The 13,055-nt window shown below is 66.6% G+C and carries 10 protein-coding genes; 4 read left to right on the top strand and 6 right to left on the bottom strand.

Annotated features, from left to right (window positions below; all coding sequences use genetic code 11):
• Nucleotides 1-6: 6 nt before the first annotated feature.
• Entirely contained in the window at nucleotides 7-879 is an 873-nt protein-coding gene (locus MRBLMD1_RS18190) for an aldo/keto reductase (protein ID WP_364402184.1), read from the bottom strand.
• 139 nt (nucleotides 880-1,018) lie between these two features.
• On the opposite strand from MRBLMD1_RS18190, the gene MRBLMD1_RS18185 reads away from it, so the two are divergent.
• The 3 genes from MRBLMD1_RS18185 to MRBLMD1_RS18175 all read left to right on the top strand — a co-directional run bounded on the left by MRBLMD1_RS18185 (nucleotide 1,019) and on the right by MRBLMD1_RS18175 (nucleotide 6,420).
• Nucleotides 1,019-2,011, top strand: a complete 993-nt coding sequence (locus MRBLMD1_RS18185; protein ID WP_307491951.1) for an LLM class flavin-dependent oxidoreductase — start codon at nucleotides 1,019-1,021, stop codon at nucleotides 2,009-2,011.
• 206 nt (nucleotides 2,012-2,217) lie between these two features.
• Nucleotides 2,218-4,848, top strand: coding sequence for a trehalase-like domain-containing protein (locus MRBLMD1_RS18180; protein ID WP_364402181.1), 2,631 nt, complete (start codon nucleotides 2,218-2,220; stop codon nucleotides 4,846-4,848).
• Between the two features lie 66 nt (nucleotides 4,849-4,914).
• Nucleotides 4,915-6,420 carry an MFS transporter gene (locus MRBLMD1_RS18175; protein ID WP_364402178.1) on the top strand — a complete coding sequence of 502 codons (1,506 nt, stop codon included), beginning with the start codon at nucleotides 4,915-4,917 and terminating at the stop codon, nucleotides 6,418-6,420.
• Between the two features lie 23 nt (nucleotides 6,421-6,443).
• Here MRBLMD1_RS18175 and MRBLMD1_RS18170 read toward each other — a convergent pair whose 3' ends face one another.
• The 5 genes from MRBLMD1_RS18170 to MRBLMD1_RS18150 form a co-directional block, all read right to left on the bottom strand.
• Nucleotides 6,444-7,544 (bottom strand): D-TA family PLP-dependent enzyme, encoded by a 1,101-nt coding sequence (locus tag MRBLMD1_RS18170; RefSeq protein ID WP_364402175.1) that lies wholly within the window; start codon nucleotides 7,542-7,544, stop codon nucleotides 6,444-6,446.
• A gap of 26 nt (nucleotides 7,545-7,570) precedes the next feature.
• Nucleotides 7,571-8,704 carry an FAD-dependent oxidoreductase gene (locus MRBLMD1_RS18165; RefSeq protein WP_364402172.1) on the bottom strand — a complete coding sequence of 378 codons (1,134 nt, stop codon included), beginning with the start codon at nucleotides 8,702-8,704 and terminating at the stop codon, nucleotides 7,571-7,573.
• A gap of 38 nt (nucleotides 8,705-8,742) precedes the next feature.
• A complete protein-coding gene (locus MRBLMD1_RS18160; protein ID WP_307491940.1) occupies nucleotides 8,743-9,669 on the bottom strand; it encodes an AEC family transporter in 927 nt (308 codons plus the stop codon).
• 51 nt (nucleotides 9,670-9,720) lie between these two features.
• Nucleotides 9,721-10,146, bottom strand: coding sequence for an aspartate 1-decarboxylase (panD, locus tag MRBLMD1_RS18155; RefSeq protein ID WP_324643377.1), 426 nt, complete (start codon nucleotides 10,144-10,146; stop codon nucleotides 9,721-9,723).
• A gap of 166 nt (nucleotides 10,147-10,312) precedes the next feature.
• Complete coding sequence (locus MRBLMD1_RS18150; RefSeq protein WP_159630129.1) at nucleotides 10,313-11,227, bottom strand: LysR substrate-binding domain-containing protein; 915 nt, start codon at nucleotides 11,225-11,227, stop codon at nucleotides 10,313-10,315.
• Between the two features lie 155 nt (nucleotides 11,228-11,382).
• Between MRBLMD1_RS18150 and MRBLMD1_RS18145 the strand changes: the two genes are divergently transcribed.
• Nucleotides 11,383-12,846: an amino acid permease gene (locus MRBLMD1_RS18145; protein WP_364402167.1), complete on the top strand. Its 1,464-nt coding sequence runs from the start codon at nucleotides 11,383-11,385 to the stop codon at nucleotides 12,844-12,846.
• Nucleotides 12,847-13,055: the final 209 nt, after the last annotated feature.

The following is a 13,055-nucleotide window of genomic DNA, read 5'->3' as shown; positions in this document are numbered from 1 at the left end:
CGCTTGCTACTTGCCTGCTGCTTCCAGCTCAGCGTACGTGGCGTCGTCGAGCGTTATGCCGGCGGCGGCCATGTTCTCTTCGAGGTGCTGCACCGAGCCCGTGCCGGGGATCGGCATCATCACGGGGGAGCGGCGCAGCAGCCAGGCCAGGGCCACCTGGGATGTGGTGGCGCCCAGGCGCTTGGCCGCCTCATCCAGCGGGCCGCCCGGCTGGGCGAGTTCGCCGGCGGAAATCGGAGCCCAGGGGATGAAGCCGATGCCGTTATCTTCGGAGTAGCGGAGTACGTCCTCGGAGCTGCGGTCGGTCAGGTTGTAGCGGTTCTGGACCGTGGACACCGTGAAGTGCTTTCCGGCCGCCTCCAGCTCCTCGACGCTGACCTGGGACAGGCCCAGGGCGCGGACCTTTCCTTCGTCCTGGAGTTCGCGCAGCACGCCGAACTGCTCCTCGGCGTCCACCTTCGGATCGATCCTGTGCAGCTGCAGCAGGTCCAGGGTGTCCACCTTCAGCTTGCGCAGGCTCAGCTCGGTCTGCTGGCGCAGGTATTCGGGCCGGCCGACGGGGATCCACTTGTTGGGCCCGGTCCGGGTGAAGCCCACCTTGGTGGCGATCTTCAGCCCCTCCTTGTACGGGTGCAGGGCCTCGGCGATGATTTCTTCGCTGATGTTGGGTCCGTAGGAATCGGCGGTATCGATGAAGTCGACGCCGAGTTCGACGGCGCGGCGCACCACGGCCACGGCCGCCTGGCGGTCTGCGGGCTCGCCCCAGACACCGTCGCCAACGATGCGCATGGCACCGAAACCGAGGCGGTGCACGGTTCCCAGGTCCTTGAGGTCGATCATTTCGGACAGTTCAAGCTGGTTCGTTGAATCATGGCTCATAGGGGCGGCAACATCATCAGTGTGCTGAGTATTCCGGGAAAGACGAAATAACCCGGGCCCCGCCGTGGTTATGCCTCAAGTGCCCGCCGCGATCCGGCCGGCGACTCTTACGAAACGTTCCTGAAAGGCCGCACCTGACGTGACTCTTCCCCTCTCCATCCTTGACCTGGCAACCATCGGCAAAGGCCAGACGGCGGCGGAGAGCCTGGCGGGCAGCGTGGCCATGGCGCAAAGCGCCGAGAAGCTGGGCTACCGGCGCGTCTGGTACGCCGAGCACCACAACATGTCCTCCATTGCCTCCTCCGCCACCAGCGTGCTGATCGCCCATGTGGCCGCGCACACCGAAAGCATCCGGCTGGGCGCCGGCGGCATCATGCTGCCCAACCACTCACCGCTGACCATCGCCGAACAGTTCGGCACCCTGGAAACCCTCCACCCGGGCCGGATCGACCTGGGCCTGGGCCGTGCCCCGGGCAGCGACCAGAACACCATGCGCGCCCTGCGCCGGGACCCCATGTCCGCGGACAGCTTCCCGCAGGACGTCCTGGAACTGCAGGGCTACCTCACCGGACCGACCCGCATCCAGGGCGTGGAGGCCACCCCCGGCAAGGGCACCAACGTTCCGCTGTACATCCTGGGCTCGTCCCTGTTCGGCGCGCGCCTGGCCGCCCAGCTTGGCCTGCCGTATGCCTTCGCCTCGCACTTCGCCCCGGCTGCCCTGCAGGAGGCGGTGGCCATTTACCGGAGCGAGTTCAAGCCGTCCGCCCAGCTGGATGCGCCGCACGTGATTGCCGGCGTCAACGTGATCGCCGCTGACTCCGCGTCCGAAGCGCAGGCCATGTTCCAGGCCACCAAGCGGGCGCGCGTCTCCCTGTTCTTCGGCGGCGGCACCCGCGAATTCACCGACGACGAGGCGGACATGATCCTGGACTCGCCGCAGGGACGGCACATGGCACAGATGATGACGTACTCCGCCGTGGGGACACCCGACGTCGTCATCGACTACCTGGACAGCTTCGGCAAGCACGCCGATGCCGACGAACTCATCGTGGCCCACCAAAGCCCCGGCACCCGGGACCGGCTGCGGTCCATCGAACTGCTGGCGGAGGCCGCCGGGCTGGTGCGGGTCTAGCCTTCGGAAAGCCCGGACCGCGTCCCGGCAGCGGACTTTTACACATACGCAATGCAGGGGACTTTCGCGGGAAACCGGTGAGGCTGAACATGGGAACTGCCCCCTCGGGAAACGCTGGGATTCACGAGCGGGGCACCAACCGGTAGCCCGCAGGCAATCCAGCGGCTGCAGTCCCGGACTGGTCCAGCCTCAAAGGGGTTATCTGGATGCCGACGCCGTTGAACCAAAGCGTGGCGGATTCCGCTCTGCTCACCCGGTCCCTTCCGCTGGACATGCTGCGCGCCTTCATCCAGTCGGACGCCGCGGACAGCGGGCTGACCCCAGCGCTGCTGGCCGAGCTCAAAGTGTTGGCGCGTGTCCCGGGGTTGCTGGTTGCCTGCAACTACGGGGGTACGCTGTGCGACGCCGAGGGCATCTCCACCGAGACCCTCCCGCTGGGCAATGCAGCCATAGCCCTACGTGCTTTGGCGGCCCTGCCCAATACGCACGCCGCCATCATTTCGGGACGCTCGCTCCGTGACCTGGCGGCGGTTTCGCGGCTGCCGGCCGAGGTGCACCTGATCGGGTCCCACGGGGCCGAAGCGGACATGGGCTTTGCCCACGGCCAGACCCTGGCCACCGAATCGGTCCTGCAAAAGGTGAACGCCGAGCTCAACGAGTCCGTGGGCTTCCAGGAAGGCATCTGGATCGAACGCAAACCAGTCGCCGTTTCCGTGCATACCCGGCACGCGCCGGCGCACGTCGTGGATGCGGTGACCGAAACTGCGCGGGAGATCGCAAGGATCCACGGGCTGTTCTTCATCGTGGACGGTTCCGTGCTTGACCTGTCCGTCCTGGAGCCGGCCAAAGCCGAGGCGCTGGAAATCCTCCGGTCCCGGCTCGGCGCCAGCGCAGCCCTGTTCGCAGGGGACGCTTACAGCGACGAACTGGCCATCGCCACCCTGCGCGGACCTGACCTGGGGCTCCGGGTAGGGCCAGGGGAGACCTCGGCCGCGCATCGACTCCGCGACCCGGAAGCCTTCGCCAGGGTACTTGCCCTCCTCTTCGAACTGCGGCGCGCCTGGCTGTTCGGTGAGGATGCTGTGGGGCTCGAACGGCACACCATGATTGGCAACGGCTCGTCCACCGCCCTGCTGACCCCGGACGCGAAGATCTGCTGGATGAGCCACCCACTCCCGGACTCGGGTTCACTGTTCGCACATATCCTGGGCGGGGATGCCGCCGGCCACTTCTCCGTGGAGCCGGTCAAGGTCTCCCAGGTGCTGGGCCAGCGGTACGTGGACAGCACCATGATTGTTGAAACCCGCTGGGCTGACGTCACGGTCACCGACTACCTGGAACCCGCGCCGGACGGAATTACCAGCCTGGTCCGGGTGCTGACAGGCCACGGCGCTGCCAGGATCACTTTCGCTCCGCGGCCGGATTACGCCAATGCCCCGTTCAGCATGGAGGCCCGCGGCGGCGAACTGCATGTGGTGGGCACGTCCGAACCCATCATCCTGTTCGCGCCGGGCGTCGCGTTCAGCATCACGTCCGACGGACGCCACGCGACGGCCACGGCGTCGGTCAACCTGCAGGACGGCCCGGTGGTGCTCAACCTCCGCTGCGGCGACACGGAACCCCAGCCTGCGGATCCTGAAGGGGAGAGGGACCGGCGGGCCGAAGTGGCCCTGCACGCGCGCCAGTGGGTCCAGCAACTCGTCCTGCCCTCCGTGAAACCTTCCCTGGTGAGGCGCTCGGCCTTGGTGCTCCGCGCCCTCGTGCATGAACCAACCGGCGCCGTCCTCGCCGCCCCCACCACCTCCCTGCCCGAGGGAATCGGCGGCACCAGGAACTGGGACTACCGGTACTGCTGGCTTCGCGACGGCTCCATGACGGTCAACGCACTGGTGGACCTTGGCTCCACCTCGGAGGCGGCTGGCTTCCTTGCCTGGTTGAGCCGGATCCTCGAACACGCTCCCGGTCCCGAATGGCTGCACCCCCTGTATTCGGTGACTGGCGCCCCGCTCTCTACGGAAGCCGTCGTCGACAGCCTTCCCGGATATGCGGGTTCCCGTCCCGTGAGGATCGGGAACGCAGCCGACCACCAGGTCCAGCTTGACGTTTTTGGGCCCGTTGCCGAACTGATCCATAACCTGAGCGAACGGGAAGGCGCCCTCGCCGATGACAGCTGGGAGTTGATGGTCCAGATGGCCTCCGCAGTCCTGGCCCGCTGGCACGAACCGGACCACGGCATTTGGGAGGCCCGGCGGGCGGCGCGCCATCACGTCTATTCGAAGGTGATGTGCTGGGTGACCCTTGACCGGGCACTGCGCACCGCGGCACGGCATGGCCGCGAACCTGATCCTTCCTGGGCGCCGACGGCGGAAACCATTCGGGAGGAGGTGCTGCGCGAGGGCTGGGACGATACCGCAAAGTCCTACACCGTGGCCTACGACAGCCCGGACCTGGATGCCGCCGTCCTGCACATCGGGCTCTCGGGCCTGCTGGATGTCTCGGACCGGCGCTTCCTGGACACCGTCACCGCCGTTGAACGCGAGCTGCGGGTAGGTCCCACCGTCTTCCGGTACCGGTACGACGACGGCCTGCCGGGCCTGGAGGGCGGGTTCCATATCTGCACCACGTGGCTGATCGAGGCCTACGTGGCCGTGGGCCGCATTGATGAAGCTTGGGACCTGTTCGACCAGCTGGTGAACCTTTTCGGCCCCACAGGGCTGCTCCCGGAGGAATACGACCCCGGCACGGAGACCCATTTGGGAAACCACCCGCAGGCCTACTCACACTTGGGATTCATCCGCTGCGCGCGGCTCCTGGACCGGCACCAGGACAGGCGGTAGGCGGTGTCCGTCGTGGGTACCTAGAGTGGAGGTAACAGGGACCCGAAAAAGACTGAAACGAGACTGATGATGACCGCGCGCGCCCAGGGAGTGGGGTTCCGTTCCGAGCGGGGCCCAATTCTCATCGCTTTAATGCTTTCCACTGGACTTGTGGCCATCGATTCCACCATCGTGGCCACCGCGGTTCCGTCGATCGTCCGCGACGTGGGCGGCTTCGCTTCCTTCCCCTGGCTCTTCTCCGCGTACCTGCTGGCGCAGGCGGTGTCTGTTCCCATCTACGGCAAGCTCTCCGACATGGCAGGGCGCAAGCCGATCATCCTCGCCGGCATCGGCCTGTTCCTGCTGGGCTCGGTCCTCTGCGGGGTGGCATGGAGCATGCCCTCGCTGATCGCGTTCCGGGCCCTGCAGGGACTCGGCGCCGGCGCGGTGCTGCCGGTGTCCGTCACCATTGCCGGGGACATCTATACCCTGCAGGAGCGCGCCAAGGTCCAGGGCTACCTGGCCAGCGTCTGGGCCGTCTCCTCCGTGGTGGGCCCCAGCCTGGGCGGCGTCTTTTCAGCCCTCGGCATCTGGCGCGGCATCTTCCTGGTGAACGTGCCGCTCTGCCTGCTGGCCGGCTGGATGCTGATCCGCACCCTGCACGAAAACGTCGAACGGGCCACCCACAAGGTGGACTACGCCGGCGCCGTCCTCCTGGCCGGATCGCTGGGCCTGCTCATCCTCGGTGCGCTCCAGGGCGGCCAGGCGTGGGCATGGAACTCCTCCATCAGCATCGGCGTCTTCGTTGTCGGGGCGGTGCTGCTGGTGGCCTTCCTGCTGGTGGAGCGGCGGGCGGCGGAGCCCATCCTCCCGGCGTGGGTGGTGTCCCGGCGCCTGTTGGCCACCACGGCGCTGGTGTCCTTCGGCGTTGGCGCGATGATGATCGGACTGACCCCCTACGTGCCCACCTTCCTTGAAGGCGCCCTGTCCTCCTCGCCGCTGGTGGCCGGCCTGGCCCTTGCGGCGCTGACCCTCGGCTGGCCGCTCAGTGCGTCGCAGGCCGGGAAGTTCTACCTGCGGATCGGGTTCAAGTCCACCGCCCTGATTGGCATTGCCATCGCCGTGGCGGGGCTGCTGATCCTGTCGCTGACGGCCTCAACGCCCAACGTGGCGCTGATCGCGGTCAGCTGCTTCGTCGTCGGGCTTGGCCTGGGCCTGCTGGCCACCCCCACGCTGATCTCCGCCCAGTCCAGCGTTCCCTGGCATGAGCGCGGCGTGGTGACCAGCACCAACATGTTCGCCCGGTCCATCGGCAGTGCCCTGGGCGTGGCCGTGTTTGGTGCCGTGGCCAACTCCATCTACGGCGGCAGCAGCGGCGGCGACTCCGATCAGGCCACAGTAATCAGCGCTTCGGGGGCCGTGTTCCTAGCTGCGCTCGTGGCCGGCCTGCTCACGGTGGCAGCGGTGCTGTCCATGCCTGCGGTCAAGGCCGAAGACAGCGGCAACTCCGATGCGGAGCCCGTGCCCACCCAGGCGGAAGGCAGCTCCAGCCAGGCTGCCGCCGGCGGAGATGTTCCTACAGGCAAGTCCTGAGGGCGAATGTGTTTTCTTCCCCGCTATTTGTTCTTTCCGCGTGCGGCTACGCGCCAACGGTCCACGATCTTGCCGCTGGCGACGACAGTGACGTCGTCAACGAGGTTCACGGCCACGCATACGTGGTTCGGTATGACCCGTAACCGCTCTCCGAGAGGCGGGAGCCCTGCATCTGCTGGCCAGACCACGGTCGCGTGATGTTCCGAGAGCGCGGTGATGCGTGCTTCGGGATAGTCGAGCAGCCGTCCAAAGCCGGTGGCCCACGCAGGTCGGTCGCCGCCCAGGATTTTGCTGCCGGAGTCCAGGACGATCCTTCGCGGTATGACGTCGTCGCCCTCATGCCGGCTTACCACTGTTGCGACGACGGTCAGGGCGATGTCTTCAGGGGCGCATCGTTCCAGTTCCAGTTGCTGGGCGTCATTGAAGACATAAACTCCAGGCCGGACCTCGGTGGCTGCGGAATCACCGGTGAGAGTGGCAGTGGGAGTTGAACCGCCGCTGCGATGCAGGATTTCAAATCCTGCCTGTGTGAGCAGGTCCGAGGCCTGCCTGAGGGCCGACCGTTCTTCTTCGGCTGCTTTCAGGGGCATCCCGGGGGCGTAGCTGTGGCCCGGGAAGGTGAAGACGCCGCTGACCCTCAGGCCGGCGCGTGCCGCGGCGTGGGCCACGTCAACGACCGCACCCGGGGCGATTCCGCTTCGGTGATGGCCGCTGTCGATTTCCAGCAGCACGTCAAAGTCGCTGGATGCGTCACCCAAGGACGCTCCCATGGCTTGGGCGGCCTCCCGTGAATCCAGTCCTACTGAGATCTTTGTGGTGACAGCAAGCCGGCGCAGGCGTTCGGCTTGACGGGGACCGACCCAGAGGGGGTAAGCGATGAAGATGTCGGTCGCTCCGTGTCCTGCAAAGAATTCAGCCTCGCCGAGGGTCGCTACGGTGATGCCGACTGCACCGGCTGCCAGCTGCAGTTGCGCGATTTCGGGCACCTTGTGGGTTTTCACGTGGGGTCGGAGGGTCAAGCCTTTCGCATGGACGGCAGCGGCCATGCGGTCGATGTTCCGCTGGAGCACATCCCGGTCGACCAGGATCTCTGGAGTGTCGACTTCTTCTGGGATTGTCATCACTGGTTCTCTTTCTCTAGGTCAGGTAGCTAGCGGGACGCCCGGAAGATCGACGGCGCGGGCCGGTTTCCGGTGGCAAGGTCGGCAAGGATGCGCCCGATCACCGGCGTGAACTTGAAGCCGTGGCCGGAGAAGCCCGCGCCGATCACCACCGGCCCTATCCGGTCCAGGACAAAGTCCTCGTCCGGGGTGGTGGTGTACGTGCAGCTGATGGCCTCGAACGAATCAGGGTCCACGCCGGGCAGCCACTGCCGTGCGTAGTCCTGCAGGGCGGCGAGCTGTTTCGGTTCCGGCAGGAAATCCCGCTGGTCCGGGTCCACCACCGGGCCAACCCCGTGCCAGCCGGCCTTGATGCCTTCGCCGGGGGTCTGCATCCCGTACACGGGGGAGTACCAGCCCTGGTAATCCGGGCCGGGATAGTGGTTGAAGCCGGGCCACACCGCGCCGGGGTCCGCCACGCGGAAATGCGCCGGCTGCTCCTGGGTCACCCTGAGCTTCGGGATCCGCAACGCTGCGCCAGCCGTGCCCGCCACCTTGGCCAGCAGCTTCTCCGTCCAGCCGCCCGCCGTCACCACGGCCTGGGCTGCGGTGACCACCTCCGTGCCCGCAGCCGATTCCAGCACCAGCCGCACGCCGTCGTCGAACACCTCGAAGTCCACCACCTTGGTGTGGTGCCTGATCTCGGCGCCGCGGGCGGAGGCCAGCCGCTGGAAGGCGGGCAGCGCCGCCTCCGGGTTGAGCTGGCCGCCGTCGGGCATGTGCAGGACCTGCTGGTCGAACCGGATGCCGCGCCAGCGTTCGCCGGCCACGCCGGGGGACAGGAATTCGGCGCTGATGCCGGCCTCGGTGAGGGCTGCGGCAACTTTCGGGAGGTCGCCGCCAGGACCGTGGGTTACGACGCCGGTGCGCGCCAGCAGCTGCACGCCGCTGTCCTGCTCCAGCTCGTCCCACAGGGCCAGCCCCTCTGCCAGCATGGCCACGTAGTCGGGCTGGTGGTAGCCCGGGTTGAGGTTCCGGGTGGCGCCGTGGGACGCGCCGATCCTGTGCCCGGGGCCGAACTGCTCCACCAGCGTCACCTGCCGGCCGCGGCGGGACAGTGCCCACGCGGCGGCCGAGCCCATGGCGCCACCGCCGATCACGACGGTATCCAGCACAGTATTCATCAGCCCTCCAAGCTGCAGTTACGACTCGTGGCCAGTGCTCACGCCAGGAGCAGTGCCACACCGATCATGGCGGGCACTGCCACCACGGTGGTGATCAGCACGGTGTCCTTGGCGACGGTCAGCCCCGTCTGGTAGCGGCTGGCAGCCACAAACACATTCTGCGCGGTGGGCAGCGAGGACGTCACCACCACCGCGAACAGGGCATGCCCCTCCATCCCGAGCGCGAAGCGGGCAAAAACATAAGCCAGGGCCGGCTGGACAACGAGCTTGAAGCCACTTGCCAACAGGGTGTCCACCCGGCGGCCGGACGAGGCCTGCAGGGGCCGGGTGCCGTTCAGGCTCATCCCGAACGCGATCAGCATGGCCGGGATCGCGGCCCCGCCAATCAGGTGGATCGGCTCCATGACCAGCGCCGGAACCTGGAAGCCGGTGCCGGCCACCAGCAGCCCCAGGCCGGAGCCCACGATCATGGGGTTGCGCAGGATCATCAGGAAAAAGCCCAGGGGCGTGGTGCGGTGCGTGCTGGTGCTCGAGTCCAAAATCATCAAGAACATCGGGGTGAAGAAGGCCAGCTGGAAAATCAGCAGCGGCGCCACATAGCTGGCATCACCCAGGACATATACGGCGATGGGAATACCCAGGTTCGCCGAGTTGGCAAGGGACGCGGACATCGCGGACATCAGCGATTCCGGGAGGGCCCGCTTGAGCCAGAACCTGGCCAGGGCGAAGAAGATGGCGGCGGTGGTGATCGCAGCCACCGCCGTGACCAGCAGCGGTTCGGCGAAGACTTCCTGCAGCCGGGCCTTGCTGAGGGTTTCAAAGAGGAGTGCCGGGCTGGCGACGAAGAACGTCAGGCCGCTCAGTACGGGGCGGGCGTTATCGCCGAGGATCCGCTGCCGGCCCACGAACCACCCCACCAGGATGATGCACCAGACCACGAAGAACCCTGCCAGCACCCCTAGCAAGGATCAGCCGTTCGGGCACGGCGGAGGCAGGGACCGGGACGCACGCTCCGGTTACAGGGTGGCGTTGTTAAGCGCGAAAGGGGGGCGCATCATGCCGGGGGTGAGGCCCTCGGCGGGATCGTTGCCCAGCTGGATGATCCGGTTGTCCCGGTCCACGTGGACCACCTTGGGCTCGTAGGCCCCGGCCTCTTCCGTGGTCATTTCCGCGTAGGTAATGAGGATGACGATATCGTTCTCGTGCATGAGGTGCGCCGCTGCACCGTTGATCCCGATAACGCCGGAACCGCGCTCGCCGGCGATCGTATAGGTTTCAAGCCGCGCGCCGTTGGTGACGTCCACGATGGACACCAGCTCGCCCGGCAGGATGTCGGCGGCCTCGAGCAGGTCGAGGTCAACGGTGACGGAGCCGACGTAGTGCAGGTCGGCGTGCGTGACGGTGGCCCGGTGGATTTTGGACTTGAACATTGTTCGATTCATAACGGCTCCAGTCTAGACCTGCGGCCCTTTACCCGCAGTGACGCACGAAACATACGGACCTGCACGGACCTGCGCGGTGACGCGGGTGCTCACTGCGCAGGGGACGCACCTGCGCAGCGACGGACGGCCTGGCTGCGCACGTAAGGACACGGACGACGGCGGCCGGTCACCCGGCGTCGTCCGTTGCCACCGCCGCGGCAGCCGCAGCCAGGGTCTCCCTCGCTGCCAGGATGGCCGGGCGCTGCGTGCTGGAGCGGCGCACCGAGGTGAAGATGGTGCGGTGGGGCTTGCCCGGCAGCTCCAGCAGCTGGGCGGTGGTGCCGCGGCCGGTCCACACCAGGTCCGGCATCAGGGCCACGGCATTTCCGGACTCGATCAGGCGGGCCTGCGCCTGCAGGTCGGCGGTTTCAAACCGGACGTCGGGCTCGAAGCCCGCGCTGCGGCACGCCTGTTCTGCCCAGTGCCGCGAGGCGGCCCCGCGCGGTTCCATGACCCAAGCCAGGTCTGCCGTGTCCTCCAGGGTACGGATCGCGGGTCCGCCGCCGGATGCCGGGGGAACGGCCAGCCGAATGGCGTCGGTGGTCAGCTTCACCTTGTCCAGTTCGGGGTAGCGCGGGGCCGCATGTCCCGGATACTGCTCGGCGATCACCAGGTCGAAGTCCCGGGCCCAGGTTTCGTGCAGTGCCGTCTCCGGCTCCCGCTGGATCATCTCGATCCGGACCTCGGGGTACTTTGCGGCCATGCGCGTCAGGGTGTCCGGCATCAGGGCGAGCGCCGCGGACTGGAACACCGCGATCCTTACGGTGCCGGTCACGGTAGTCAGGGATGCGGCCAGGTCCGCCTCAGCCTGCTCCATGGTTTCCAGCAGCTGCGCGGTGTGCGCCACCAGCACTTCCGCCTGGGGCGTCAGCTGTACGCGCCGGCCCGTTTTTCGGAGCAGCTCGACGCCCACTTCCTTCTCCAGGAGGGCCAGCTGCTGCGATACCGACGACGGGCTGTACTGAAGCGCCTCGGCTACCTCCGCCAGCGTCCCACGGATGCTTAATTCGCGAAGCAGCCGCAGCCTGCGCACGTCAAGCATGATGGATTCCTAACTGAAACTAACGAATATAGGTTAGAAGTAGCCACTTTATCTAACGCAATTGCGCACGCATACTGTTGAAACCGAGTTACCCCCGTCACAGCCAGGTTTCTTGGCGTGCCGCGGCGGGGTCGCACCCCAACCAGGAGTTCCTGATGAGCAGCAAAGATTTGAGCCAATCGATCATGCGGCGGAAGCCCATCGATGACATCGAAGAAGAGAGCAAGCACAGCGGACTGTTCAAGTCCCTCGGGCTGTGGCAGCTCACCGCCATTGGCGTTGGCGGGATTATCGGCGTCGGCATCTTCTCCCTCGCGGGACTGGTGGCCGCCGGCAGTGAAGGCAACCCGGGAGTGGGGCCCGCGGTGCTGATCTCCTTCCTGATTGCAGGCCTCGCCTCCGCGGCCGCTGCCCTCTCCTACGCGGAGTTCGCCGGGATGATCCCGCGGGCAGGCTCCGCCTACACCTACGGCTACGTGGCCCTTGGCGAGGTGATCGGCTGGTTCATCGGCTGGGACCTGCTGCTGGAATACATCGCCATCGTGGCAGTGGTGGCCATCGGCATCTCCGGCTACCTGGACGCCTTCCTGGCCGGCATCGGCATCCATCTGCCGGCCTGGATGACCTCCACCTTCGACGAAGGCAAGGGTGGCATCATCAATGTCCCCGCCATCCTGGTCTGCCTCCTGGTGACCTGGATCCTGTCCCGCGGCACCAAGGCCTTCGGCAGGTTCGAACTCGTCGCTGTGGCCATCAAGGTGGTCCTGATCCTGTTCATCATCGGGCTGGGCGTCTTCTACATCGACACCAACAACTACAACCCGTTCATGCCCAGCGGCTTCGGGCCCGTTGTGGCCGGCTCCGCCACGGTGTTCTTCGCAGTGTTCGGCTACGACGCCATGAGTACCGCGGCCGAGGAAGCCAAGGACGGCAAGAAGCACATGCCCAAGGCCATCGTCCTCTCGCTCATTATCGCCATGCTCCTCTATGTTGCCGCCACCCTGGTCCTCACCGGCATGCAGAACTACAAGGACATCGACCCCAAGGCCGGGTTCGCCTCCGCCTTCACGTCGGTGGGCCTGCCCGTCATCGCTACCATCATTTCGGTGTTCGCGGTCCTCTCCATCCTTACCGTGATGCTCACCTTCCTGCTCGGCGTCACCCGCGTCTGGTTCTCCATGAGCCGTGACGGCCTGCTCCCGGGCTGGTTCGCCAAGACCGACCGGCACGGCACCCCGCAGCGCGTCACCTGGATCGGCGGCATCGCCTCCGCCTTCCTGGCCGGCGTCTTCCCCATCAAGGCAGTCGCGGACCTCACCAACATCGGCATCCTGGCCGCGTTCGTCGTCGTGTGCCTGTCCGTGATCATCTTCCGTTACAAGCGCCCTGATGCTCCCCGTACGTTCCGCCTGCCCCTGATGCCCGTGATCCCGGCCTTCGGTGTCCTGGCCTCCGCCTTCCTGATGCTGCAGCTGCACTGGGAAACCTGGCTGCGGTTCGTGGTGTGGCTGATCATCGGTCTGGTCATCTACTTCGGCTACGGCCGCAAGCACTCGCTGATGAACCCCAACAGCCCCCGCCACGAGGAACTCGCAGAGCTGCACCGCCCGCTTTCCTGACCTCTCCCCGGACGCGCCATCACCTTCTGACCGCTTTCTCCCAACGCCCCATCAGATAATGCGGCGTCCAGCCGAACCCTCTCCCACATTCCGTGGGGGAGGGTTCGTTGGTTTCGGTGGAAGGTGATGGGGCGTTGGTGGTTTGGGGGCGGGAGGTGATGGGGCGTTGGTCATTCCGGGGCGGAAGATGATGGGGCGTTGGGAGGGGG

Origin of the sequence: Pseudarthrobacter sp. LMD1-1-1.1, from assembly GCF_040676255.1 — a bacterium.
Taxonomy (GTDB): Bacteria; Actinomycetota; Actinomycetes; order Actinomycetales; family Micrococcaceae; genus Arthrobacter.
The sequence above is the reverse complement of the archived record's forward strand: the minus strand, read 5'-3'. Positions and strand labels throughout refer to the sequence as shown.